Source organism: Pyramidobacter sp. CG50-2 (assembly GCF_003612005.1).
Lineage (GTDB): Bacteria > Synergistota > Synergistia > Synergistales > Dethiosulfovibrionaceae > Pyramidobacter.
Map to the genome: position 1 here is coordinate 22,676 of NZ_RAWT01000014.1, position 24,631 is coordinate 47,306.

At 58.4% G+C, this 24,631-nt stretch carries 20 protein-coding genes and 1 CRISPR repeat array; of the genes, 16 read left to right on the top strand and 4 right to left on the bottom strand.

Annotation, left to right across the window (positions count from 1 at the left end):
* Nucleotides 1-285 precede the first annotated feature (285 nt).
* Nucleotides 286-855 carry a TIGR01440 family protein gene (locus D7D26_RS04495; protein ID WP_120372203.1) on the bottom strand — a complete coding sequence of 190 codons (570 nt, stop codon included), beginning with the start codon at nucleotides 853-855 and terminating at the stop codon, nucleotides 286-288.
* Nucleotides 856-983: 128 nt separating this feature from the next.
* On the opposite strand from D7D26_RS04495, the gene D7D26_RS04500 reads away from it, so the two are divergent.
* Together D7D26_RS04500 and D7D26_RS04505 are read left to right on the top strand one after the other, a co-directional pair.
* Nucleotides 984-1,862, top strand: a complete 879-nt coding sequence (locus tag D7D26_RS04500; protein WP_120372204.1) for a tyrosine-protein phosphatase — start codon at nucleotides 984-986, stop codon at nucleotides 1,860-1,862.
* An 82-nt stretch (nucleotides 1,863-1,944) separates the two neighbouring features.
* Nucleotides 1,945-2,466 carry an HD domain-containing protein gene (locus D7D26_RS04505; RefSeq protein WP_120372205.1) on the top strand — a complete coding sequence of 174 codons (522 nt, stop codon included), beginning with the start codon at nucleotides 1,945-1,947 and terminating at the stop codon, nucleotides 2,464-2,466.
* A gap of 74 nt (nucleotides 2,467-2,540) precedes the next feature.
* Here D7D26_RS04505 and D7D26_RS04510 read toward each other — a convergent pair whose 3' ends face one another.
* The gene (locus D7D26_RS04510) at nucleotides 2,541-3,608 is read right to left on the bottom strand and encodes an ABC transporter substrate-binding protein (protein WP_158606271.1); all 1,068 of its coding nucleotides are present in this window, start codon (nucleotides 3,606-3,608) and stop codon (nucleotides 2,541-2,543) included.
* A 353-nt stretch (nucleotides 3,609-3,961) separates the two neighbouring features.
* A complete protein-coding gene (locus D7D26_RS04515) occupies nucleotides 3,962-4,759 on the bottom strand; it encodes an MBL fold metallo-hydrolase (RefSeq protein ID WP_120372206.1) in 798 nt (265 codons plus the stop codon).
* Between the two features lie 352 nt (nucleotides 4,760-5,111).
* Between D7D26_RS04515 and D7D26_RS04520 the strand changes: the two genes are divergently transcribed.
* Together D7D26_RS04520 and D7D26_RS04525 are read left to right on the top strand one after the other, a co-directional pair.
* Nucleotides 5,112-6,281 carry a DUF2157 domain-containing protein gene (locus tag D7D26_RS04520; protein ID WP_120372207.1) on the top strand — a complete coding sequence of 390 codons (1,170 nt, stop codon included), beginning with the start codon at nucleotides 5,112-5,114 and terminating at the stop codon, nucleotides 6,279-6,281.
* Complete coding sequence (locus tag D7D26_RS04525) at nucleotides 6,268-6,822, top strand: GDYXXLXY domain-containing protein (protein ID WP_120372208.1); 555 nt, start codon at nucleotides 6,268-6,270, stop codon at nucleotides 6,820-6,822. The genes D7D26_RS04520 and D7D26_RS04525 overlap by 14 nt, the downstream gene beginning before the upstream one ends.
* A 135-nt stretch (nucleotides 6,823-6,957) precedes the next feature.
* On the opposite strand, the gene D7D26_RS04530 is transcribed toward D7D26_RS04525, so the two are convergent.
* Nucleotides 6,958-7,302 carry a DUF2023 family protein gene (locus D7D26_RS04530; protein ID WP_120372209.1) on the bottom strand — a complete coding sequence of 115 codons (345 nt, stop codon included), beginning with the start codon at nucleotides 7,300-7,302 and terminating at the stop codon, nucleotides 6,958-6,960.
* A gap of 311 nt (nucleotides 7,303-7,613) precedes the next feature.
* Between D7D26_RS04530 and D7D26_RS04535 the strand changes: the two genes are divergently transcribed.
* The 12 genes from D7D26_RS04535 to cas2e all read left to right on the top strand — a co-directional run bounded on the left by D7D26_RS04535 (nucleotide 7,614) and on the right by cas2e (nucleotide 20,684).
* Entirely contained in the window at nucleotides 7,614-8,108 is a 495-nt protein-coding gene (locus tag D7D26_RS04535) for a flavodoxin (RefSeq protein ID WP_078016937.1), read from the top strand.
* A 210-nt stretch (nucleotides 8,109-8,318) separates the two neighbouring features.
* Entirely contained in the window at nucleotides 8,319-8,687 is a 369-nt protein-coding gene (locus D7D26_RS04540; protein ID WP_078016938.1) for a metal-dependent transcriptional regulator, read from the top strand.
* A 379-nt stretch (nucleotides 8,688-9,066) separates the two neighbouring features.
* Nucleotides 9,067-10,203, top strand: coding sequence for a hypothetical protein (locus D7D26_RS04545; protein WP_120372210.1), 1,137 nt, complete (start codon nucleotides 9,067-9,069; stop codon nucleotides 10,201-10,203).
* 104 nt (nucleotides 10,204-10,307) lie between these two features.
* Entirely contained in the window at nucleotides 10,308-11,174 is an 867-nt protein-coding gene (locus D7D26_RS04550; RefSeq protein ID WP_120372211.1) for an OB-fold protein, read from the top strand.
* A gap of 177 nt (nucleotides 11,175-11,351) precedes the next feature.
* Nucleotides 11,352-14,090 carry a CRISPR-associated helicase Cas3' gene (gene cas3 / locus D7D26_RS04555; protein WP_120372212.1) on the top strand — a complete coding sequence of 913 codons (2,739 nt, stop codon included), beginning with the start codon at nucleotides 11,352-11,354 and terminating at the stop codon, nucleotides 14,088-14,090.
* A 303-nt stretch (nucleotides 14,091-14,393) separates the two neighbouring features.
* Nucleotides 14,394-16,013, top strand: a complete 1,620-nt coding sequence (locus D7D26_RS04560) for a type I-E CRISPR-associated protein Cse1/CasA (RefSeq protein ID WP_158606272.1) — start codon at nucleotides 14,394-14,396, stop codon at nucleotides 16,011-16,013.
* Entirely contained in the window at nucleotides 16,014-16,649 is a 636-nt protein-coding gene (gene casB / locus D7D26_RS04565; protein ID WP_120372214.1) for a type I-E CRISPR-associated protein Cse2/CasB, read from the top strand.
* Nucleotides 16,646-17,866, top strand: coding sequence for a type I-E CRISPR-associated protein Cas7/Cse4/CasC (gene cas7e, locus D7D26_RS04570; protein ID WP_120372215.1), 1,221 nt, complete (start codon nucleotides 16,646-16,648; stop codon nucleotides 17,864-17,866). Before casB ends, cas7e begins: the two co-directional genes overlap by 4 nt.
* A 1-nt stretch (nucleotide 17,867) precedes the next feature.
* Nucleotides 17,868-18,671: a type I-E CRISPR-associated protein Cas5/CasD gene (gene cas5e / locus D7D26_RS04575; protein WP_120372216.1), complete on the top strand. Its 804-nt coding sequence runs from the start codon at nucleotides 17,868-17,870 to the stop codon at nucleotides 18,669-18,671.
* Nucleotides 18,668-19,432 (top strand): type I-E CRISPR-associated protein Cas6/Cse3/CasE, encoded by a 765-nt coding sequence (locus D7D26_RS04580; RefSeq protein ID WP_158606273.1) that lies wholly within the window; start codon nucleotides 18,668-18,670, stop codon nucleotides 19,430-19,432. Before cas5e ends, D7D26_RS04580 begins: the two co-directional genes overlap by 4 nt.
* 1 nt (nucleotide 19,433) lies before the next feature.
* Nucleotides 19,434-20,309 (top strand): type I-E CRISPR-associated endonuclease Cas1e, encoded by an 876-nt coding sequence (gene cas1e / locus D7D26_RS04585; RefSeq protein ID WP_120372217.1) that lies wholly within the window; start codon nucleotides 19,434-19,436, stop codon nucleotides 20,307-20,309.
* Nucleotides 20,310-20,318: 9 nt separating this feature from the next.
* Nucleotides 20,319-20,684, top strand: a complete 366-nt coding sequence (cas2e, locus tag D7D26_RS04590) for a type I-E CRISPR-associated endoribonuclease Cas2e (protein WP_255415979.1) — start codon at nucleotides 20,319-20,321, stop codon at nucleotides 20,682-20,684.
* A 137-nt stretch (nucleotides 20,685-20,821) separates the two neighbouring features.
* Nucleotides 20,822-24,631: direct repeats of the CRISPR family, unit length 28 nt; unit sequence CAAAACCCCGCACATGCGGGGATGAACC.

Here is a 24,631-nt window from a genome sequence, read left to right on the forward strand (position 1 = left end):
TCGCATTATACCCTATCCGCCGCCATTCCACATCGCCCGATCGGGTGAAATGCGAAAGATCCGCAAAAGACGCTCGAGATCGAACGCAACAGCAGGAATCAACCACAACTGGTAAATCAGTTTACGCAAGGCCATCGAGCAAAGGAGAACGGCCAATGTCTCCACTCAGCTTCGGTAATGTGGAATCCGCAAATCGCAAGGGAATTTTTTGACTTTGATTCTCTTGCTTCAGCGAAGCTTGGTTCGTCTTTTTTCGATGGCTGTTTCATTCAGGGGGGCTTGAGCTTACCGCTTGATATCGCCGCCGGAGAGCGCGTCGTCGTAGACGGCCCGCGCGCCGCCGATGAACTTGGGGCGCGTGCGCGCGCAGACCAGGTTGGCCGCTCCGATCTTCTTCACGGAGACGCGCACGGGCACGGCCACGTCGCGCAGGTGCATGCCGATCAGCGTATCGCCGATGTCCATGCCTGCGGCGGCGCGAAGGTGTTCGACGGCGACGGGGCATTCGCAGTTTTCGTAGACGGTCGTCGCGAACGCACCGCCGGCGTGCAGCTGCGGCACGACGTTGCAGATTTCCGCGCCGGGCAGCAGCGCCGCCCTTTCCACGATCAGGGCGCGGTTGAGGTGCTCGCAGCACTGCGCCGCCAAAAAGAGCCCGCGTTCGCGCAACGCCGGCATCACGCCCTCGTAAACGGCCTTGGCGATCTCCGCGTTCGACCCTTTGCCGATGCGAAAACCGCCGATCTCGCTGGTGGAACAGCCGACCACGAAAATTTCGCCGGGTTCCGTGCGCGCGACGGCCAGCAGTTCGCCGACAGCCTGTGCCGTGAGAACCCTGATCTCTTCATAAGACATCGTTCAGGACCTCCCTTTTTTGGTTGGAGCGTTCACTGTTTCTCATTCTAGCACTTCGCGTTCCGCCGCTGCGCCGCTGTGATACAATCAGTTCGGAGCGTTTTTTGGGAAGGACGAGTCAGAAGACCATGCTGAAAAAACTGTTGCTGCTCTGTGCCGCCGCGCTGACGTTGGCCGTCAACGAAGGTCCCTTCACGGCAGACCGCGGTCTGGCGGCGCTGAAAGACGGCGGGCGGAATCCGCACGATCGTCCGCTCGAATCGTTGCGGGCCATGCCGACTGTATCCGAAAAAGAAGGCTCTGCCGAACCGCATGAGCGCCTGCGGGCCACCGATGTGCGCGGCGATTACGACAGCGACGCCGTTTTCGCCAACTTTCGCGAAGTTCGCGGCGGCCGCCTGAGGCGCGGTTCTCTGTACCGCTCCAGCATTCCCTCGAGCACGGAGCGCCCTCGCGCGCCCTACGCCGACCAGCTGGCGCGAGAAGCCGGCATCCGCACCGTGCTGAATCTGGCCAACTCGCCCGAGCGTCTGAAGAAGAACATGGAAAGCCCCGCCTGCCGGTCGCCGTATTATCGCATGCTCTGGCGCGGCGGCAACGTGATCGCCCGCGCCTTGCCCGCCGCGCCGGAGCACGCGGCCTTTCGCGCCGGTCTGGCCGAAGAACTGCGCTTCATGACGAAGCGCCCCGCCCCGTATCTGGTCCACTGCGCCGAGGGCAAGGACCGCGCCGGCTTTGTCAGCTTTCTGCTGGCGGCGTTGCTGGACGCTTCCCTGGACGAATTGAAGGACGACTACGGCCAAAGCTTCGTCAACTATTATCATTTGAAACGCGGCGAGCCCCGTTACGTCACGCACGTGGACGACGGCATCGAATCCTTTTGCCGTGCCATTGCCTGGACTCCGAAAGAGCCGCTTCGCCGGGGCGTCGAGCGTTATCTGCGCGGCATCGGCCTCACCGTCGCCGAGATCGAAACGCTGAAACGCCGCCTGGCGCACGACGGCTGAGAGCGAATTTCGTTTGCGGAACAGGGGGCGCTGTTTTACCCGTCGCGTACCATCGGCGCATCACACCGCAGGAGGTGTTGGCATGAATTCGAAGCACGCGCGCCTGCTTGCCGCGGCAATTCGTTATGACCGCGGCGACGCCTGGCGCATCCAGCATTTCGTCAAGGTCCACGATCTGGCCGCGGCGATCGGCGCGCTGGAAGGGCTGGACGAGGAGACGCAGTTCATTCTCGAGACGGCGGCCATTCTCCACGACATCGGCATCCATCAGGCCGAAGCCAAGCACGGCAACGGCCACGGCACGTATCAGGAACGGGAGGGCCCCGCCGTCGCCGAGGCGATCTTGCGCGAACTGGGCGGCTACAGCGAAGCGCAGATCGAGCGCGTCAAATATCTGATCGCCCGTCATCACACCTACAGCGACATCGATGGCGTCGATTACCAGATCCTCGTCGAGGCCGACTTTCTCGTCAACCTTTTCGAAAGCCCCGATCGCTACGGTCCCGCCGCAAAGGTCGGCGAACGCATCTTCAGGACGGCCGCCGGAAAGCGCCTTCTCGACGACATGTTCGTCGCCGGCGCTTACCATCCCCTCACGTCCTGAAAGATTTTCATAAACGAATCGCGGCAGTCCGCCGGAAAAGATCCGACGGACTGCCGCGATTCGTTTTTCAACGGTTATTTCTGCAGAACCGAGGCACTTCGTACCGTGTCCTGCGAGTCTTCCAGCCGATCGCTCCGCGCCACTTCGCTGGTCCAGCGGTCGATCAGGCGCAGGCGATTCTGGCTTTTCCACGGCACGCTGCACTGGAGCAGCCTGATCGAATTCAGATCGAGCAGCTTGTTGAGCTCCCGCAGCTCAGGGCGAGCGGGAAGGTAACACGGCTTCAGCTCCATACGGCTGCGCGCGAAATCCGGCGACGCCAGCCACTGCAGCAGATACTTCGCCTCCTCGGGGTACGCCGCGCCGTCGAGCAGCGCGCAGCCGTCCACCGCATACGTCACGCCCTCCTTGGGAAAAACGATTTCCACGGGATAACCTTCCAGCTTCAGGCTCATCGCGTCCACGTAATAGAACACGCCCGCCGCCGCCTGTCCCAAGGCGACGGGCGTGGCGCCGCCGACGCCGTTTCCGGCGTATGCGCGCACGTTTTCCGCCAGCTTCTTCTGGTACTCGAAAGCCTCTCTCTCGCCGTAGATGCGCACGAGCGAATAGATTTGTTCCGAGGCCGTCGCCGACGCGCGGGGGTCACCCATCTGCAGCGCCCCGCGATACGCAGGGTCAAGCAGATCCTGCCAGGAATCGGGCATCCTCAGCCCGTTTTTCTCGATAAAATTCCTGTTGACGAGAAAACACAACGGCGTCACGCCGATGCCGAACCAACGATTGTCAGGATCGCGATATCCGACCGGCATCGCTTTGGCCGCTTCGGGAACGTACCGGGCCAGCGCGCCTTCGCGTTTGGCGGCATCGTAAATGTCGGCCGGGCCGCCAATGATCAGGTCGGCCTGCGGACACACCTTTTCGGCGATGACGCGCCGCAGCATCTCGCCCGACGAGAGCCGTGAAAAGTTGACCTGCAAACCGGTATAATCGGTAAAGCGTTGAAACAGGACCGCTGCATCCCTTTCCGGGATCGTCGTGTACACGCGAATCACCGGCGGCGCGGCAAACTTCCGATACAGCCATAATCCCGCCGCCACGGTCAGCACGGCTGCAAGAGCAAACACACTTCTTCTGCGCACGGAAAATCCCCCCTGCACTGGAACGTTCCTGAGATACTGTCAGCGCTTGTTCGTTCTTTTCGGAGCTTTCTCCAGGACTTTCAAATATTATACCCGCTCATTGCCTCTTTTTGCAGGAGACAACGTAGAAAAAAAGACGAATTTGCTCTCTGCTTCAGAATACTTTCCAAACCGGCCGACAAAGCGCGCTGAACGGCGGCGCGTCGTCTTGAAAGTGGAACCGGAAAATAGCTTGATCGTTCGTTTCACCAGAGACGAAAAAAGACGGAGCGAAACCGTTCGATCTGTTTCGAACCGGTTTCGCTCCGTCTTCGCCGTATTTTTATCCGCCGCCCGTTTCCGCCGCGCCAGGCTCAAAGCACCAGTTCATCGCCCGCCGCCAGATAGCGCAGCTGCTCGCCCATCCTCTGCCGCAGGTAATCATACTGGAGCACCCCTGTGCAGTGACAGGTGTAGTACGTCACGGGCCAGCGTTTCAGTTCGGCCGCGGCCGCATCCATACGGCGGAACCGATCTTCCGGCACGTCCTTGAAGTGAAAGCCGCCGACGACCGCCTGAGCCCCTTCTTTCGAAGCCCATTCCATGATGTTGAGAATACCGCGGTGACTGCAGCCGCTGATCAGGACCTTTTTCGCCCCTTCGCTGACCAACAGATACTGTTCGTGGCCGAACTGTTCCGGCACCAACACGCCGCCGGCCTCCATCATCATGCCGCAGGTATCGACGGGCCACTCGCAGGGCTTGCCCGCGTAGCTGGCGATGGTCAGCTCGTTGTCGAGGCGCAGACGATCCTCGCCGACGACCACGATCCGGGGATGACCGATCAGCCGCGGTTCCACGCCGATGTATTTGCCGTCGCGGTTGTAGCGCGGCCGGTCGTAAGTCGCGCGCGCGTAAAGTTTGGCGTGATCGTTCAGGCGGAAAAACGTCGTCATGCCGCCCGAATGGTCGCTGTGGCCGTGAGACAGCACGGCCGTATCCACGGCCGCGAGGTCGACGCCCAGCGCCAGCGCGTTTTTCGCGAACAGGCCGCTGGCGCCCGCGTCGAACAGCACTTTGTGGCGATCCGTCTCGATGTACAGACTCAAACCGTGCTCCGCGCGGCAGCATTCTCTCCCTGAGGTGTTCTCCATCAAGGTCACAATCCGCATGAACAATCCTCCTTAATGTGTTGTTTTCCCCCTGATGAGCTTTTTCATTATACCGTGATATGATTAAAATACAATTATCATGAATTCCGCCTCTCCATAGAAACCTATTTCTCCTTTGGTGCAAAGATCGCGAACGCAAAATTTTTAATATGACGGATGGGGATTTGCCGCGACACACGCCCCGCTTTCCCCGTTTGCCGGATTGCCGGCGCGGCGGCCGAATGAAGCTTCGAGAAACATAGTACTGTCACGACGTTTGCGTCATCTTGCGCGCCGGAAGAAAATGCTTTAAGCTATATACGTCGGCCAACGGCCGCGAGACGATCCATGAACGCGAAGGGAGCCGGAAAAGATGACTCGCTCTATTTCAAAACGGAAGCTGGACTTTCTGCGGGAAGAACTGCAGGTCTGGCAGCAGGAAGGTCTGATCGGCGCGGACTCGGCGGCGCGGATCGCGTCGCTCTACTCGGCGCGCTCGCGCAGTTTCGCGCAAACGCTGCTCTGCGCGGGCGCGGCGCTGGTCGGACTGGGAACCATCAGCGCGGTGGCGGCCAACTGGTGGACGATCCCGCGCCTGCTGCGGACGGCGCTGGTCCTCGCGGCGTACGCGCTGTCGATGGGCGCGGCCTGCTTCTGCGAAAAAGATTCGCCGTCCGGCGCCCGGGCGCTGCGTCTGCTGGCCGGGCTGATCTTCGGCGGCGGCATCTTCCTGGTCGCGCAGATGTACCACCAGGACGGACACTGGTCCACGGCGTTCGGCTGGTGGGCGCTGGGGCTGATCCCGGCGGTGCGGCTTTTCCGCGACGCCTGGCAGATGTACCTGCTGCAGGCCGTTTCGCTGTTTTACGTCGGCGGTCGGGGAATGTTTTTCTGGGGAAGAATGCCCGATCTCGCGCCGTTCCGCGGCGACGCCTTGCCTGGAGCGCTGCTGTTGGCGCTTTGGTGGCTGTGGCGGCAGACGCGCGGAAACCTGCGCGCGTTCAATTTCAACGTGCAGCTGACGATCCTTTTCCTGTTCACGCGGCTGCTATGGTATTTCAGCCTGACGGAAGCGCTGCTGGCGTTCCTCGCCGCGGGGGTCGCATTGATGGCGTGGCCGCGCGCGGACGCCGCGGCCGGCTGGCGAACTTCGCTGTCGCGCTGGGGGATTCTGATAACGGGCGTCGCCGGAGTCGCGCTATCGGTCCCGGAGGTCTGGTACGACTTTCCTTACCTGCGCGTTTTGGACGGAACGGCGGCTCAGGAACTGAACGCGCTGCGCCTGGCGGCGAACGGCGCGGCCGCGCTGACGGCCGTCGTCATGGGCTGGCGTCTTTACCGGGGCTCACGGCTGGGCGGCGTGTTCCTCGGCCTGCTGGTCCTGCGTTACTTTGTAGACCATTTCTTCGGCTTCATGTCCAAGGCGGCGGCGTTCTCGGGACTCGGTCTGCTGTGCCTGATCGCCGGATTCTGGTGGGAACGCTCGGCGCGCCGCAAAAAGGCGAAACGCGACCAGGAGGGCGACAGCCATGAAAACGTTTAAATATCTGGCGGCATCGCTGCTGCCCGTGCTGATCCTGCTGGCGCTGCCGCTGCGCCCCGCCTGCGTGTCGCGCTTCGGCGCGGAGGTCGTGCTGGCGGGGCGCCCCGTGGACCCGCGCGACCTGTTCCGCGGCGATTACGTGGCGCTCAGCTTCGAAGCCGAATCGGTGCCGCTGGAGTTGTTTCCGGCTCCCGACGAAAAAAAATCGGAATACGCCGCACTGGACCTCAGCACATGGTTCGTGGCGCTGGCTCCGGACGAAAAGGGGCTGTGGGCTCCCAGCGGCGTTTTCGCGGAAGTTCCCGAAGGGCCGTACCTGAAGGGAACGGTAAAGTATCTGGCCGAGCGCGCCGACGGCTCGATGACGGCGGAGATGGACTACGGCGAGGGACTGAAACGTTTTTACGTCAAAGAGGACACCGGGCGCGAGCTCGAAGAATCGGCGCGGCAGTCCCGCCTGCGGGCGACCGTGAAAGTCTGGCGCGGCATGGCCGTGATCCAGTCGCTGGAAGTCGTTCCGGATGCGGCTGGCGAACCATGACCCCCTTGAGCTACGGCTGATACGCTGTAACAAAAACTTTATCGGGCGTCGTTCGGGGCGGCATGAAAAAGAAAAGACGGGAACAAAGCTCGCAATGAGCTTTGTTCCCGTCTTTTTTTCCGTTATCGTCTGGCGTCAATCGGCGGCGCAGCTTTCGGCGGCCCCTCGGGGGCTGAGGGAGATGAAGCGCCGGCATTCTTCGAGACGTCCGTAGCCGAGCATGATGCCGAGGATGAAATCTTCTTCTTTCGTGAAGTCGCAGAGGTTGTTTTTGCCGATGATCTCGAGCACGCGAATGCAGTCCGGGCTGCCGAAAAAAACGTTGACGTGGCCGTTTTTCAGGTAGGCCAGACGATAGGCGATGCCTTGCGCCTGAAGGGTGCGCTCGATCTCCGGCACGTCGCCGAGAGGCGCCGTATGGAGGATCAGATTTCTCAGTCCTTTTTTGAACTCGTAGATATGGTGGCGAAAAACTTCCATACGCCGTCGCTCCTTTCTCCCACAAACTGCCGCGGCACGCTTTTGATTAGTTAAAGCTAATTCAATCACGAAAATTCTAAAGCAACTTGGATGCGATGTCAACGGGATTTGGCGGAGTTAATTTCAGCGGGAGGAAAATGATGAATCGCTTTTTTCGAGCGGCCAAAACCTCGAAAATACTCTCTAAAATGTTGTTGTAACTGGTCTTGAAGAATTTTTAAAATAGCCTCTTGACAGAATGAAATTTCCGGCTAAAATGGTTAGCGTAATCTAACATAGCACGAAAGTTTCTCATGCAGGAGGTTATAGAAATGTCCACAGCAGTTGTTTACGGCAGCACGACGGGTATGACGGAAGAAGCCGCGTCGAAGATCGCGTCGATCCTTCAGGCTGATTGTCTGAACGTTGCGGAAGTTTCTCCCGAGCAGCTGGCGGGGTACGACGCGCTGATCCTCGGTTCCTCCACATGGGGCGCCGGCGACCTTCAGGACGACTGGGACGCGTTCCTCCCCAAGCTGGAGGGCATGGATCTGAAGGGCAAGAAGGTCGCCGTGTTCGGCACGGGCGATCACGAAGGTTTCGCCGACACGTTCGGTCTCGCTCTCGTCAAGCTGCGCGAAGCGGCCGCGGGAGCCGGCGCGACCCTGATCGGCGAAGCTCCGGTCGAAGGCTACGACAGCATCGACTCCGAGATCGTCACGGACGGAAAGTTCGTCGGCCTGGCGCTGGATTCGCAGAATCAGCCCGAACTGACCGACGCGCGCATCGAAGCGTGGTGCGGCGTTCTCAAGAGCGCGCTCGTCTAGCGGTAAGATTCCTTTCCGGCGGCGCTGGAAGTTTTCCCTGAAGGCAGAAAGAGCGGTTTCTTTTTCCAAAATCTGTTTTTACCTCTAACTGCAAATTTTTCAGGTGCCGCAAGGTTTTTGTATGTTCTTTCGCGGTGATGGTACTTGCAAAACTCGCCCTTTAATGGCATCATATAAGTTAGCTTATAAGAATGAAAGCGAGGGGTAGACATGCAAATACATCAGTCTGCGGAGGATTATCTGGAAAAGATCTTGATGCTCCACGAACGGCTGGGTTATGCCCGCTCGGTGGACATCGCTACGGAGCTGAACGTGACGAAACCGAGCGTAAGCGTCGCGATGAAACGCCTACGTGAGAACAATTACATTCTCATGGACAAGGACGGTCTGATCACTCTGACCCCCGCGGGCAGGGAGATCGCCGATCGGATCTATGACCGTCACAAAGTGCTTTCGGCCTTTTTCAGGGAACTTGGAGTGGACAGCAAAGTCGCGGCGGAAGACGCTTGTAAAGTGGAACACGTCATTTCCGACGAAAGCTTTGCGGCGGTGTGCCGTTTCGTTCATAAGTCGCTCTGAGCCTATTCTTTTCATTGGATGTTCGCCGCCTCCCCCCGGCGGCTTATGTCACGGATTTCCCTTTTCTCTTGCCTGCTCGGCAGCGGGCGCGACGGGCCGCCACCCCCCTTAAAAAATTGGCTGTCCATGCAAAGCTTTCGTGCGTTTTCGCATCTCCCCCCAGATGCGCCGGAACGCCGTGGCATGCCGGCAGAAATGCAGTACAGCACTTCCAACACACAAACACCCCATAAGAATGCCGCCGGCCTGCCCCCCAGGCCGGCGGCATTCTTATGTCTGCCGAGGATCGTCGCGGATGCGAAAGAGGCGGGGCTTCCAATTTCAACGTCCATGTTTTAAAATAACCTTAATTCAGTATAGAATGAAAGGAAGATTCTCTATGAAAAAACTGTTGTTCGCGTTTCTTTTCTGCGCGTTCTGCGCCAGCGGCGTTTCGGCGAAAGTGCTCGACGAACCGGTCTTGCTTGTCACGGCGAAAAGCGGCACCGAGTTTTTTCTTGATGAATACGACTACAACGAGTCCAACTCCCGCATGACCGTCGTCATCAACGGGCATTACAGCGACGCCGAAAAGCTGAAGACGATCGAATGGCTGACGAAAAAGAAGGGCGTGCCGTTCGTCAAAGCCCGCAAGCTGAGCAACAACGTGTTCTGCTTCCGCTTCGACGAAAACGGCGACAAGTTCCAGCGCGTGTACGACCGCTATTTCGACGAAGACGGCGAACTGGTCGCCGACGTGCCCGTCAACAAAAAGAAATGGGAACCTGTCAAGCCTCAGCTCACTTCCGGGAAAGCCTACTCCGTCGCGCTGGAATTTCTGGAAGCCGGCACCGAACCCGACCCAGACGCGCCGCCGGAGAATCCCGCCGTCGGTGACTCCAACAAGGGAACCGCCGGCGACGATCAACCTTTGGACTGGGCGAAGAGTTCCTACGTCGCCGTCGCGGCCGCCATCAAAAAGGGCGCCGACGTCAACGCCTTTATCCCCTACACTGACTCCGAAGGCAACGAGCTGGAAGGATACGCCGTCGCCGTCGTGGCTCTGCGCACCGACAAGGACGCGGCGCGCATCCTCGGGCTGATGCTCGATTCCGGCGCCGATCTCGAGAACGAGCCTCGAGCGCTGGCCAACTACATCCGCGCGCAGGGCAGCAAGCTCGACATGGCCGTAGTGGACCGCATGGCCAGGTCGAAAACGCAGCTCAATCCGGCCCTGCTGGCCTGTTCCGTCAAACCCTATCCCGGCGACGCTCTGGCGCGGAAGCTGATCGAAGCGGGCGCAAGCGTGAACGACATCGCCGATCAGAACAGCTCCATGCTGCTCGAAGCGCTGAACGCCAAGGCCGACCCGCGCCTGATCAAACTGCTGGTCGCCAACGGCGCCGACATCGAGCTCGAAGGCGAGATCTGGGAAGGCGACATGGAAAACGGCGAGACCGTCCGCGGCACGCCGCTGGATATCGCCAAGCGCCGCGGCTACGGCCAGGATATCCTCGACCTGCTCGCGGGCAGATGAAAGACATTTGGAGCTCCGGTTTCGACCGGAGCTCTTTTTGTCCCTTAGTTCGCGTCATGCTATAATTGACCACGTCACAAATCCATTTGAAAGGACCGTGAGCTATGAAGAAACTGATCTTTACGCTTCTGTCTATCATGAGCTGCACCGCGGCTTTCGCCGCCGTGCCCGCCGAGCCGGTTTTGCTCGATACGACCCGCACGGGAAATAATTTCTACCTCAACGAATACTCCAAAGACGCCGAAAGCGGCATGATCTCCGTCGTGATCCGCTGCGTCCTCTCGGAGAGCGAGATCCAGCGGCTCTCCGCGCTGATGGTGAAGCAGGATATTCCCGCCGACCAGGCAGCCGGCGTGAAGTACAACGACTTCTGCCTGCGCTATTCCAACGATGGCGCCCGATACCAGCGCCGCTACGACCGCTACGCCGACGTCAACGGCGCTATCATCCGCCGCCTGCGCGTCAATCCCGACGATTGGTTCGATACGACCAACCCCGCGGCGCTGCTGCCTGCAAAAGCGCTGGCCGAAGCCAGCCGCTTGCTGGATCAACCGGATCCGTTGCCCAAGTCCGCGCTCGAACTGACGCCCGTCGAACCGGCGGACGCCAATTCGCCGCAGTCTTCCTCGCCCAAGAAAGCCGAGAAAGTCGACGCGATGATCGAAGCCTACCGTGCCAACGTGGCCCGCTTCGAGGCCCAGTACGAAAACGCGCTTACGCAAGTGCAGGGACGCATGGGCGACATGGGCGTGTCCGGCGACCTGTACACCGTGCTCCTGCAGTCCGAGAAAGAGGGCGGCGAGTCGATCCTCTGCTACTTCGACGCGGACGATCGCGGCGACCTGGCCAAATGCAGCAAAGGCGACCTGCTGATCATCGAGGGCGCCTACCGCCGCACCAAAGTCCGCAACGCCGTCTTCGCGCTGGACCGCTGCAGCGTGATCAAAAACATCACGGCCGGCGGGAAGTGAGTTTTTCTCTTGCTAAAAATAAAGCCCAGGGAGAGATACAGTCCTCTTCCCTGGGCTTCATTGTTCGCCGGCGTCGCTGCCGAGCTCCTTGTCTTTTCTATGCGGTTGTCTCTTCTAAAAATAAGATTTATAATTTAAAGCGTATTTGAATTCCTGCCTATTGAGGAGCCGATCTCTATGAGCCAGAATGAACTGAGTAAAGTTTGGGGCAAGTTTGACGTAGAAAGCGGTAAAAAGCAGCCTCTGATCGCCCACTTGACTGACGTTGCCGCGGTATTCGAGCAGATCATGAACGGCCCCCTTTTCCAGCGTCACTTCCAGCGTGTCCTCGGGCAGCCGCTGTCGGAGACGCTGCGTGAACGTCTCTGCGTTCTGGCGCTTTGGCACGATTACGGGAAAATTTCGCCGAAATTCCAGTTGAAATATCGCGAAAAACTCGAAAAGTTGAAAAAGAAGACTTCGATCAACCACATCGATACGGCGTTCAATCTCTCTTCGATCGGCTACAAAGAGATCTGGGACGAACTGCTGAACGTGATGCATTTCTGGGAGAATGAAGAACAGAAAGATATCCTGGATAATTACCTCACATGGGTAATTCTTGCTCATCATGGAGTCGTCTTCACACAAAAGCGCTATCAGAAAGTCCAGGACAACTCATCAGAGAACTACTGGGAAAAGAACGTTAAGGACGTCGAGAACCTTGCCCCTAAGGAAGCACTCCGAGAGCTGGCAGCCCTTTCAAAGCTCTGGTATCCGTTGGCTTTTAACGCTGATGGAGGTCTGCCGGAGGAACCCTTCTTTCAGCATTTTTTTGCCGGAACGCTGATGCTGGCAGACTGGATCGCTTCCGACCGTCGTCTGTTTCCCTACTGCGGGGAATGCGACGCACAGGGCGAACGGCGTCCGTCGCCGGAAGAGGAAGACTCGCTCGCATATTCGCGCCGTCAGGCGAAAAAAGTCCTTGCTTCTCTTGTCTGGACGCTCGGCGACAAACGCCCCGACCGGGCGCCCGATTTTGAGAAACAATTCGGCTTTTCTCCCAACGGAATTCAGCAGGCCATTGACAAGCTTGCCCTAAATCCTGACGGCGGTCTGTATATCCTTGAGGCGGAAACCGGCAGCGGCAAGACCGAGGCGGCGCTGCGACTCTACACCCGACTTCTGGCAGCCGGGTATGTGGACGGCCTGTATTTTGCCAATCCACTGCGCTTTGCCGCCACACAGCTTTTTGAGCGCATGGTGAAGTTTTCCGCCTCGTCCTTCGGAAAGGGACAGATCCCCGTGACGCTGGCCGTACCCGGGTATTTGCGCGTTAACGACTCAGAAGGGCTTCGCGTCGGACGTTTCGAGGTGGACTGGCGGGAACTGAACGACCGCGCCGTCGGCTGGTACGCCGAACAGCCCAAGCGCTTCCTCGCGTCTCCGATCGCTTCCGGCACGATCGATCAGGCTTTTATGGCGGGGCTGCGCGTCCCTCACGCCCACATGCGGGCGGCGGCCCTTCAGCGATCGCTGCTGGTCGTCGACGAGGTCCACTCCAGCGACGCCTACATGAGCGCCCTGATCTGCGGGCTGCTCGAACTGTTTCGCCGCGTCGGCGGTCATGTGCTGCTGATGTCGGCCACGCTGGGTTCAGAAAGCGCCGAACGCTATCTCAAGGTGTGGAACGAGACCGGAGCGCAGCGCCCGCAACAGACGAAAACGAAGCGTCTGTCGCTGACGGAGGCTGTGGAAGTTCCCTATCCGCTGCTGACGTCTTCTGCGGAATCGCCGTTGGCGGCGGCTTTTCCGTCGCGGGGCAAAAGCGTGCGCATGCAACGCGCGCCCGTCCAGCAGGATCCGCAGGCCGTCGCGCAGCTGGCGGCGCAGTGCGCCGCGCCCTTCGGGGAAAAAGGCCCCTGCATCCTCATTCTGCGCAACAGCGTCCGCCAGGCGCGGAGGACCTTCCGCGAACTGCGGAAGATCCTGCCGGTGGAAAAGATTTTCAGCGTCAACGATATTCCGACGCTCCATCACAGCCGCTATTCTCCCGAAGACCGACGGCTCCTTGATCACGAAGTTGAGCGCCGTTTCGGTAAAGAATTTGTACCTTTGCATCAGCTGCGCGACTGCTGCGTTCTGGTGGCAACGCAGACGCTGGAGCAGTCGCTGGACGTGGATTTTGACCTGATCATCACCGATCTGTGCCCCGCCGACGTAATGCTGCAGCGGATCGGGCGCCTTTTCCGGCACCAGCGCTGCCGTCCTGCGGGCTTTGAACGGCCGCGCTGCGTCGTTTTGCTGCCGAATGCGGACTGCGACTGGCTGCTCGGCGCAGAAGCGCGCTCGTACGGTTACGGGGCCGAGCGGGCTTATGTCGATCTGCCTTCGCTGGCGGCAACCTGGCGTCTGCTCGAAGAAAACGAAGTGTGGAACCTTCCGGAGCAAAACCGCTTTTTCGTGGAGCAGAGCACTCATGCCGAAGCGCTGCGGCGTCTGGCGAACGAGTTGGGCGCCGAAAAATGGCAGAACGCGCTGAACGAAGTCGAGGGCCTCAAACTGGCTCAGAACTGGCTTGCTAAAACGGCCCGTCTAAGATGGGAAGATGAGTTCACGGACGTCAAAATCGCCAAAGGCGAAAATATGGAACGCATTACAACTCGTCTGGGCGTGATGAATCTCTCTGCAGAGAGTGAGCGTCCGCTTGCCAGCCCCCTGAAAGGGGAGAAACTGCGTAGCTTCTCAATCCCTGCCTGGCTTTTAAAACCCGACGATGCGCTGGAAATGCAGAAGAAAAAAGAGGACGGCACATATCTGATAGAAACAGAGGCAGAAAACGATCTCCTGTCTTTTACGCTTGGCAGTCAGAAGTTCTATTATGATTCCGAAGGACTGCTTTCACAGTTCGATTTTGATGAGAGAAATAAAAAATAACGACACCGCAGAGGACTGAAAACTTCCACGTGTTTTCAGTCCTCTGCGGTGTCGTTGCCTTATACGTATCTTCTCTGCGGAAGGCGCACATTCAGAGGGAGCTTCGCGCGGGGATTTGATTTTAGACAACTAATACACTGGGTACATCCCCGCATGGCGAAGCTAAATCCATTATAAATGATTCAATACGTTTTTTGTAAGAACCAAAAGCTATTGACAAATTTTTATTTGTTATGTAAACTTAATTAGCATCGATATTGTAACAGTGTATTAGTAGTAATTGCTAAAGAAAGAGGTGAAAACGTGGAGAACAATCTTTTAACAGAACAATGGCTGAGCGTCGAAAACCCGCAGGGCGCCGTGCAGCGGTTTTCCCTGCCGGAACTTTTCTCCGCGCTCGAACGGAACGAGGTCGCCGCGTTCCCGGCGCTGCGGCCGCATCAAGCGGCTCCGTTCCACGTGTGGCTTGTGCAGCTTGTTTGCCATGCCCTGGAGACGGCGGGGCAGGTTGAAAAACTGCCGCCGCCCGATCCCCAAAAGCCGTGGGCAATGCTAGGGCGCCATTCCCCCGACGAATGGCGGGATATGATCCGCGGCATTGTGCCGGACTATTCTCGAAAATTTCCGCACGACGAACCGTGGCGCCTTGTCACGGACGATCTGAACAAGCCCGCGTTCATGCAGGTCCCCGCGCCGGAGGGAAAAATCGCTGATTACAGGGGCGAAGCGCAGTTCCCCGACGATCTTGACCTGCTGATATCTTCCAAGAACTTTGACGTCAAATCCGGCGTTATGAAGCTCCCCTCTGCGGAGGAATGGGTCTTCGCGCTGATCTCGCTGCAGACAAACAGCGGTTACGGAGGCCCTAAATTGTACGGGATTGCTCGACAGAACAAAGGTACTTCCATTAGACCCATTCTGACGCTGCAAAGCAGTTCCTCGCCTGGTGCACGATGGGGCCGAGATGCCCGAGTCATTCTGAACTGCCCTTCCGACTGGGAGCTTTACGCCTTTTGTCAGAACGAAAAAGAGATACGGCTCTTGTGGCTGGAGCCATGGGACGGGAAAACATCCTTTGCGCTACGCGACCTTCACCCGCTGTTCCTAGAAATTTGTCGCCGCATTAGAGTAGTACATTCAGGAAATTCAATAATCATAAAAAAAGCAACGTCAGAATGTACCCGAGTGGACATCGAGAAAACAGGAGGCAATCTCCGCGATCCATGGGAACCGATCGTTCTCGACAAAGAAGGCAGCCATGTTTTTGGTAAGGAGCTGAACTATGCCAACCTCGCCAAAATTCTTGCCGACGGTGATGAGAAAGAAGAAATACAGAAACCACTGCTGCTACGCTACCACAAAGGGATCGACGATCCCGCAGCAGCGCAGGCATGGTGCAGCGCTCTCATGAAAGAAAAGGGAAAGACGAAGGGACACAAAGAGCTGCTGATTCCGGTGAATGTCACCAGAATGAACAAAAATACTTTGCGCACTGCTGCCAGCAACATGATCAACCTCGTGGAGACGGCGAAAAATACCGTTCTGGGAGCAGCTCTGGCGCGATTTATGCAGTGCGGGAAAAGCGCTGACGGCAGCAAAGCAATCGATTGTAAGTCAGTTGACGTTCAAAGCTGGCTCCCTGTTGTTAAATGTAAAATGGAAGATGAGGTAGAAACGCTGTTTTTCCGGTACCTTTGGGATACTTGTTCTCGTATATCACCAAATGGCAAGATTACCGACAAAAAGTGGCTCGTTCCATGGAAGACGTGTCTGCGGCGGCTGGTTCGAAAGTACTATGAAATCGGCGTCTCGTCGCTGCCCGGCAGCGTCAGCCAGTCCGTAAAAGCCCGGGCGCTCAGCGAGCTGACGTTAGGCCGCCTGCTCGCGATTCACCTGAAAACCGCTGAAGAGGAGGAAGGATAAATGCCCGCGGAGAAAAACGCGCTTCATGTGACGTCGCGGTACGAGAAATTCTTTGAAAGAACCGGCGAGCTCCTGATGCGCATGGCGCCAAAAGACGATGAAGAAAACAAGAAGGGTTACATCCTGACGCGGGGCGAACGGGCCGAACTTCGCCGCATGAACCCGACGAAAGACGGCGTTCGGCCCCCCGTGTTCTGGAGGTTGCTCTGCGAATACGGGATCCTCGGCGATGCGGAAAACTCCCTGAACGAGGGCGCGGAGAAAGCCTGGGCCGCCGTCCTTCAGGGCATGGCCATGACGGCGCAAAATTGCCGCGGCGCGCGGGACGACTTCGGCACGGCCCTGGGCAGCATGGAAGACGCCGGCGACGCGCTGGCACGCCGATTCGACCTGCTGATGCGGACGGAAGGCGACCGTTTTTTCGACCTGCTCCGTCACCTGCTGAAACTGGCGTGTTCAAAGGACTGCGCCTTTTCGTGGACGGCCCTGGCCAGCCTCTGCGTAGTGTCGGAAGAAAACGAGCGCGCGAACGTGCGTTCGGCATTGACCAAATCCTTTTATCTTGCGCTGTGGAAGTCTCAAGACACCGCCGGAGAAAACGGCGAATCGATCGTGAAGGAGAATGAATCAGAATGACAATGCTGCCCCGCTTTATCCAGATCTCGACGCTGACGACCTATCCCGCTTCGCTGCTGAACCGCGACGATTCCGGGCTTTCCAAGAGGATCCCCTTTGGCGGCGTCAGCCGGACCCGCGTGAGCTCCCAGTGCCTGAAACGTCACTGGCGCATGGCCGACGGGCCGTGGAGCCTGCAGAATGTGGACAAAGACATCGCCACATCGATCCGTTCCCGCAGTATTTTCCCCAAGGAAATCGAGAAAACGCTGATCGAAAAGGAAGGCCTTGACGCGGAAAAAGTCGTCGCCGCGTCTCAGGCGCTGCAGAGCGAGCTTTACGGCGCGAAGGGAACCGCAGCGGCCGCCAAAAACAAGAAAACTGCCAAAGACGCCGCCCTGAATCCAGACATCGGCGCCCAGCTGAGCGCGGCACGGAACGAGCTGGTTGTGCTGGGACACCCGGAGATCCAGTTTTTGTCCAAGATCGTTCGCGAAATGGCCTCCGCCGGCGGCAGCGCCGCGGATGTCAGCAAAAAAACGGGCGAATGGTTCAAAAAGCACAAGAAAGATTTTCAGGCGTTGAAATGCGGCGCCGGCCTTGACGCCGCCATGTTCGGACGTTTTATTTCCGGCGATACCGACGCCCGCGTTTCCGCGGCCGTCCACGTGGCGCACGCCTTTACCGTCCACGCCGAGGAGTCCGAGACGGATTATTTCACGGCCGTCGACGACCTGGACAATACCGGTTCCGCCCACATCAACGCAACCGAACTGACCAGCGGAATCTTTTATAACTACGTAGTTATCGACGTTCCTCAGCTGGTTTCGAATATCGAAGGCTGTCCGTCCGGGCAATGGCAGACAGCGCAGCGGGATGTGGCGGGACGTCTGGTCAAACATCTGCTGCATCTGATCGCCACCGTGACGCCCGGCGCCAAGCTGGGGTCGACCGCCCCCTATGCCCGTCCCTGGTTTGTCATGGCCGAAGCCGGCGAAAGCCAGCCCCGCACGCTGGCCGATGCCTTCTATCTGCCCGTTCCGCTCCGCGGCGACATGCGCGCTCAGGCGCTGCGTCAGCTGGAGAATTACGTCGGCAAGAGCGACGAAATGTACGGGAGCGAAGAACGACGCTGGATTGCTTCCATGTACGACGTCAACATCCCGCGGGGCGAGAACTCTTCTCTCGATCGAATGGGCGAGAACCTGGAGCGCGCGGTCGTCTCTCTGGAGCTTTAAAATGGACGCTCTGATCCTGCGCCTGCGAGGCCCGCTGATGGCTTTCGGCGACGTCGCCGTCGACGAGATCAGGCCGACGGATCTCCTGCCCGGCCTGTCGGAGATGACGGGCTTGATCGCCAATGCCCTGGGGTGGACTTTTCAGGATGTCGAGAAACTCCAGCGTCTCCAGGAGCGTCTGCGTCTTGCCTCGCGCGAAGACCAGGCAGGCGTTCCCCTGCGGGACTACCAGACGGCGCGTCTGAGCAGTGAAGATGTTCTCTGGCGCACAGACGGCATCGCGGCCGGACGCGGCGTCGGTTCCAAAGGAGAATTTACAGTCCAGCGCTACCGCCATTACCGGGCCGATGCCGCCGTCACCGTTCTGATCTCCCTCGAGCCCGCGGACGAAGCCCCTGCGCTGGAGGAGATTCGCGACGCCCTGCGCCATCCGGCCCGCCCCCTGTTTATCGGCCGCATCGGCTGTCCGCCGTCACAGCCGATCTGTTTCGAACCGGAAGGACGCGAAATCATCCATGCCGACAGTTTAAAAGACGCTGTCATGCATATTACGCCGCGGCAGCCTCTTGGCGCGCGGACAAAAAGAGCGCGCGCCCCCCGGAGCGAGGTTCTCGTCGAATGGCCGCTCACGCCTGCCGAAGCCCTCAGCGTACACGGAGACGACGGCGTTCACGTGATCGAGCGCTGCGATTGCCGAAATTGGGTTGCCAACACTCACGGCGGGCGGCGTTATGTGTGGCGCGATACAATCGCACCACACCCAGCGCTACCTGTCGACGGCGGAAAGGAGGGGGACTTCCGTTGAGCCTTAATATGATCTGCCTCGATCTGAACCTGCGGGCGCTTTCAATTTGGGGGCATCAGCGCCGTCTGGGCGATGATCCAGGTTACCTGGTGCATGCGGCTACCCGCAAGATTTTTGGAGAACTGGGGCCGCAACCCTTCTTCGTTCAGAGCGAACGATCGCGGGTGCTCGGTTATACGTCGGCCGACGAAACTTTTCTGCTCCGGAGTCTTGAAAATTGCCGCTCCAATGAAGGTCCCGATTCGTTGCTGCCCACGGTCTTCAATCTGCCGGAAATTTGTTCCCGCGTCATGCCTGAACAGTGGAGCAAAGGCAGCCGCTATCATTTCAGCGTCTATTGCCGTCCTACTATAAGGCGCGGCAAAGTGGAGAGCGACGTGTGGCTGATGAAAAATTACTTTGCCTGTGAAGAAGCCAGGAAAAATGGCACATTTGACGGAACGATCCATGAGTTTCGCCAACTCCACAAAGGCGAGATCGAGGAAACGTACCGTCAGTGGCTCCAACGCCGCTTCGCTCCCGCGGCGGAACTACGGAATGTCGTCATCGCCGGCAGCCACAGTTCCTATCTGACCACGCGGAGCGCGAAGGACCACCGCGGCGCGCCGACTCATTCCGAACGGCGCAGCTATCCCGAGACAACATTTGTCGGCGAACTCTGCGTGACCGAGCCGCAGGCCTTTGAACGCCTTGTCCGTCACGGCGTAGGGCGCCACTGTGCTTTTGGCTTCGGTATGCTGCTTTTGAAGGCAGTTCAATAACATGGCATTCGTAAGATTGGGACTGGAAAGCGCCAACGTTCCTCACGCGGATCGTTACGGACTGCTCTGGCTTGAGCGGGGCAACCTGTTCGTCGAGAAAGGAACGCTTCGCTTTCTTTCAGCCGGCAGCGCCAATCTCGAAGCCGGGGCCTATGACATCCCCTATCAAACCCTGTCAATGCTTCTGCTCGGACCGGGGACGACCGTCAGCCATGACGTATTTCGTCTCGCCGGCAGCCACGGCGTGGGACTTGTCGCCGTAGGAGAGGGCGGCGTGCGCATGTACACCGCCCCTCCGCTCAGTCCCGACCGCAGCACACTCGCCCGCCGGCAAGTCACACTCTGGTCGTCGCCGAAAGAACGGCTGAGAACCGTTCTTAAAATGTACGAACTGCGCTTTGGCGAACAGTTGCCCACCACAAACGTGGAAGAGTTGCGGGGCATTGAAGGGGTACGAGTGCGTTCCAGCTACAAAATGCTGGCGCAAAGATACGGCATTCCCTGGCAGCAGCGGAAATTCGACCGCGCTCATCCCGAAAAGAACGACGACATAAACAACGCCGTCAACCATGCGGCGACCGCAGTTTATGCGGCTGCAAGCATTGCCGTCGCCGCGACGGCAACGATCCCGCAGCTTGGTTTTATTCATGAAGCGGCTTATGACGCGTTTGGTCTTGACATCGCCGATATTTTTCGTATGAAGATCACCATCCCCATCGCTTTTCAAGGGCTGAGACGCAATCTGGAAGAACCGCAAACGGGTATCGAACGGCACGTAAGAAAAATGGCAGGTTCCGTTTTTGCCAGGGAACACTTCATCCATCAGATGATCGAAACGATCAAGACGCTCTTGGCTGACGAAGACGAGGAATCTTAAGACATGCCGATGACCGTTGTGATAACTAACAATGTCCCCATGAAGTATCGGGGATTCCTCGCCTCTTGCATGCTAGAGCTGGCTCCGGGCGTCTACAGTCATCCTAAGATGTCCGCCGGAATTCGCCAGCGGATGTGGAGTGTTATGGAAAAGTGGTACAATGAACAAGAGATCGGAAACAGTTCTATTATGCTGATTTGGAGTGATTCCTCCCGATCTGGCGGACAAGGAGTAGAATGTCTTGGAATACCAGTTCGGACTGTTCTCGACTGCGACGGGATCCTGCTGAGTCGCCTCGGCGATCAAGAAACGGAGCAGCAGAAACAGCAGCTTCGAAAGATCGTGGATAAAAAATATGAATATTCTGATAAATAGGCGGTGCGTCTTTTATGAATAACTCATAGAAATCAATCATATCTATTCTCCTTAACACTTTATATATCAATTAAATGCTGATAAATTACGTTTTAAGAAGATATTAAGACTTGTCCTAATAATGTACAACAGGAAGACAAAACCCCGCACATGCGGGGATGAACCCGCTTAACAATACGTACAAAGCCACCCCGTCCGCAAAACCCCGCACATGCGGGGATGAACCGTGAATCTCGAGGACGCCGCGGCCGGCGAGAACCAAAACCCCGCACATGCGGGGATGAACCCTGCATTTCAAGTTGGCCGAAGACATCCCGTACCAAAACCCCGCACATGCGGGGATGAACCTGCTCTGCATCGTCAAGTACAAGCACGACTTCTCAAAACCCCGCACATGCGGGGATGAACCCCACGTCGGCAACCGCCCCATCCAGACGTGGAACAAAACCCCGCACATGCGGGGATGAACCCCTGCCATGACCTTCGTGCAGTGCTCGGGCGCCCAAAACCCCGCACATGCGGGGATGAACCTTTGCGCGCTCTGCCTTTTCTGGACGTGGATAGCAAAACCCCGCACATGCGGGGATGAACCCTTATTGCAACAAGAAAAAATGGCATACCGTGCCAAAACCCCGCACATGCGGGGATGAACCTCTGTTTGCCGCCGGAGACGCTCGGCGCCCTAACAAAACCCCGCACATGCGGGGATGAACCTGTTTACGAAACTCGCGCGCACGTTCTTCAATACAAAACCCCGCACATGCGGGGATGAACCCGATTCGACGCTTCAGACGCTCGGCCGCCTGCGCAAAACCCCGCACATGCGGGGATGAACCCCGGAGCGGGATTGTACCCGTACAAGGGATTATCAAAACCCCGCACATGCGGGGATGAACCTAAACCTGACAAAAGCGAGGTGAGCAAATGGGCCAAAACCCCGCACATGCGGGGATGAACCTCTGTTTGCCGCCGGAGACGCTCGGCGCCCTAACAAAACCCCGCACATGCGGGGATGAACCCGAGATCCGTGCCCTGATCCGCCAGAACGCCAACAAAACCCCGCACATGCGGGGATGAACCCACTTACGCCTTCGACGTGTCCGGCAACAAGGGCAAAACCCCGCACATGCGGGGATGAACCCACGAGTACGAGCGGCTGATCGACCGTCACGAGCAAAACCCCGCACATGCGGGGATGAACCTGGTACCAGTGCCGCATGTGCCCGGCGCACGAGCAAAACCCCGCACATGCGGGGATGAACCCTCCCACTCCCTTGGCGGCGTAAAATCGCTTGTCAAAACCCCGCACATGCGGGGATGAACCCATGGAAAAACTGAGGTGCTACAGGCAGTTTAGCAAAACCCCGCACATGCGGGGATGAACCTCAAAAAGGAGCCCGCCGATGCAAGACACGAAACAAAACCCCGCACATGCGGGGATGAACCCACAACGATCAACTGCGCCCTCGGCAATTACGTCAAAACCCCGCACATGCGGGGATGAACCCACAACGGAGGTAGTAGATGAGAGTGCGCAAGTCAAAACCCCGCACATGCGGGGATGAACCCGGCGGTTTGTCCAATCCCGCTTCCGTGGATCTCAAAACCCCGCACATGCGGGGATGAACCTCTATCCACATCCTTTTCGCTTGAACCGTCCCACAAAACCCCGCACATGCGGGGATGAACCCTGCGCGACCGGTGCAAAGTGCTGGCCGCCTACCAAAACCCCGCACATGCGGGGATGAACCCTTATTTTCGACATGTTCATACTTCCTTCTCCACAAAACCCCGCACATGCGGGGATGAACCTGGATCCGTCGCTTTGTGGTTCGCCATCGTAATCAAAACCCCGCACATGCGGGGATGAACCCTACCTCGATCATCTCGGCGCGCTGCTGGGAGTCAAAACCCCGCACATGCGGGGATGAACCGTCTGAGGGAGTACGCGGAGGGCACGGCATGAGCAAAACCCCGCACATGCGGGGATGAACCTGAACTTTATCGCCGAAAACGCGGTTTGGGAAGCAAAACCCCGCACATGCGGGGATGAACCCTTTATCATGGCGCCTACCGATCCGCCGAAGCCCAAAACCCCGCACATGCGGGGATGAACCTGCTGTTTTGGTACTCGCGCGCGCAGAGTATGCCAAAACCCCGCACATGCGGGGATGAACCCGAGGGCACGGGGCTGCTGGTCGCGGCGGCTTCCAAAACCCCGCACATGCGGGGATGAACCGCGCGCCATCCCGGCGAGCGCGGACGGTCGATGCAAAACCCCGCACATGCGGGGATGAACCTTCAATTCCCTCGCGTCGAGCCATTTTTGCGGCCAAAACCCCGCACATGCGGGGATGAACCCCCACGTGACCACGATGGCCAGCGTGCGGACGACAAAACCCCGCACATGCGGGGATGAACCCACGGAGTACATCCGCGCCGTCACGAGGAAAACCAAAACCCCGCACATGCGGGGATGAACCTACTGAAACGCTGGAACGAGTCCGGCTTCGTGCCAAAACCCCGCACATGCGGGGATGAACCCTTTAGTGGCAAGACTGCGCCCGTATGTGGACGCAAAACCCCGCACATGCGGGGATGAACCCATGACCACAAGTGGGTCCGGGCTTGTTATGCCCAAAACCCCGCACATGCGGGGATGAACCCGGGGTCTCGGGCGGAGAAGCTGCGGCTCAAGGCAAAACCCCGCACATGCGGGGATGAACCTACAAGCGACTCCGGCATCGGCCGGGGCCGCTTCAAAACCCCGCACATGCGGGGATGAACCCAATGAAAGAGTTCAGGATCGACATCCCCGAAGCAAAACCCCGCACATGCGGGGATGAACCCCACAGCATCGACGCCCTGCGCTACGCCCTGTGCAAAACCCCGCACATGCGGGGATGAACCCGACGCCGCGAAGGTGCGCATCGCCTCGCTGCCCAAAACCCCGCACATGCGGGGATGAACCTTCAAGACGCCATCGACGAGCGCGGGCGTGAAACAAAACCCCGCACATGCGGGGATGAACCCCATGGCTCGACGCCCTTCATCACTGTTCTCACCAAAACCCCGCACATGCGGGGATGAACCCGAAGGCTATGATCGAGTTGAAAAGGTAGAGCACAAAACCCCGCACATGCGGGGATGAACCCTCGCCAAAAAAGCGAGGGGGTATCCACGTCCACAAAACCCCGCACATGCGGGGATGAACCCGAGCGTCCATGCTCCGTCGCTGTATACGGCGGCAAAACCCCGCACATGCGGGGATGAACCCGCGTAAAGCGGGGTTGTCGCACACATAGGGCGCAAAACCCCGCACATGCGGGGATGAACCCGGCGTACCGCATCCGGGCATTATCGAGGCGACCAAAACCCCGCACATGCGGGGATGAACCTATCGCTGCAAGCGACCCAAAGGAGGAGGTGTGCAAAACCCCGCACATGCGGGGATGAACCTGGATGTGACGTCCGAGTCTGAAGAGCCTGTATCAAAACCCCGCACATGCGGGGATGAACCCATTGCCGGCTCTGACAAACTTCTTTTAACCTACAAAACCCCGCACATGCGGGGATGAACCCTTGACACGGTACAGAGTCGTCGACGCCATGGCCAAAACCCCGCACATGCGGGGATGAACCCGGGTTCCTCTTCATCGCCTCGTGCAAGGGGCACAAAACCCCGCACATGCGGGGATGAACCCAAGAAATGACAATCGTCTCCGAAGCCGGCCTCCAAAACCCCGCACATGCGGGGATGAACCTTCTGATAGCACGATATGGAGCATCATCCTTACCAAAACCCCGCACATGCGGGGATGAACCCGAGCGAGACATGCATCAACATCGGCGACCTCGCAAAACCCCGCACATGCGGGGATGAACCCGCGTAAAGCGGGGTTGTCGCACACATAGGGCGCAAAACCCCGCACATGCGGGGATGAACC

Bases quoted from the DNA above. Each gene is read 5' to 3' on its own strand.
- D7D26_RS04495 (WP_120372203.1), bottom strand. From the start codon at position 855: ATGTCTTATGAAGAGATCAGGGTTCTCACGGCACAGGCTGTCGGCGAA.
- D7D26_RS04500 (WP_120372204.1), top strand. From the start codon at position 984: ATGCTGAAAAAACTGTTGCTGCTCTGTGCCGCCGCGCTGACGTTGGCC.
- D7D26_RS04505 (WP_120372205.1), top strand. From the start codon at position 1,945: ATGAATTCGAAGCACGCGCGCCTGCTTGCCGCGGCAATTCGTTATGAC.
- D7D26_RS04515 (WP_120372206.1), bottom strand. From the start codon at position 4,759: ATGCGGATTGTGACCTTGATGGAGAACACCTCAGGGAGAGAATGCTGC.
- D7D26_RS04520 (WP_120372207.1), top strand. From the start codon at position 5,112: ATGACTCGCTCTATTTCAAAACGGAAGCTGGACTTTCTGCGGGAAGAA.
- D7D26_RS04525 (WP_120372208.1), top strand. From the start codon at position 6,268: ATGAAAACGTTTAAATATCTGGCGGCATCGCTGCTGCCCGTGCTGATC.
- D7D26_RS04530 (WP_120372209.1), bottom strand. From the start codon at position 7,302: ATGGAAGTTTTTCGCCACCATATCTACGAGTTCAAAAAAGGACTGAGA.
- D7D26_RS04535 (WP_078016937.1), top strand. From the start codon at position 7,614: ATGTCCACAGCAGTTGTTTACGGCAGCACGACGGGTATGACGGAAGAA.
- D7D26_RS04540 (WP_078016938.1), top strand. From the start codon at position 8,319: ATGCAAATACATCAGTCTGCGGAGGATTATCTGGAAAAGATCTTGATG.
- D7D26_RS04545 (WP_120372210.1), top strand. From the start codon at position 9,067: ATGAAAAAACTGTTGTTCGCGTTTCTTTTCTGCGCGTTCTGCGCCAGC.
- D7D26_RS04550 (WP_120372211.1), top strand. From the start codon at position 10,308: ATGAAGAAACTGATCTTTACGCTTCTGTCTATCATGAGCTGCACCGCG.
- cas3 (WP_120372212.1), top strand. From the start codon at position 11,352: ATGAGCCAGAATGAACTGAGTAAAGTTTGGGGCAAGTTTGACGTAGAA.
- casB (WP_120372214.1), top strand. From the start codon at position 16,014: ATGCCCGCGGAGAAAAACGCGCTTCATGTGACGTCGCGGTACGAGAAA.
- cas7e (WP_120372215.1), top strand. From the start codon at position 16,646: ATGACAATGCTGCCCCGCTTTATCCAGATCTCGACGCTGACGACCTAT.
- cas5e (WP_120372216.1), top strand. From the start codon at position 17,868: ATGGACGCTCTGATCCTGCGCCTGCGAGGCCCGCTGATGGCTTTCGGC.
- cas1e (WP_120372217.1), top strand. From the start codon at position 19,434: ATGGCATTCGTAAGATTGGGACTGGAAAGCGCCAACGTTCCTCACGCG.
- cas2e (WP_255415979.1), top strand. From the start codon at position 20,319: ATGACCGTTGTGATAACTAACAATGTCCCCATGAAGTATCGGGGATTC.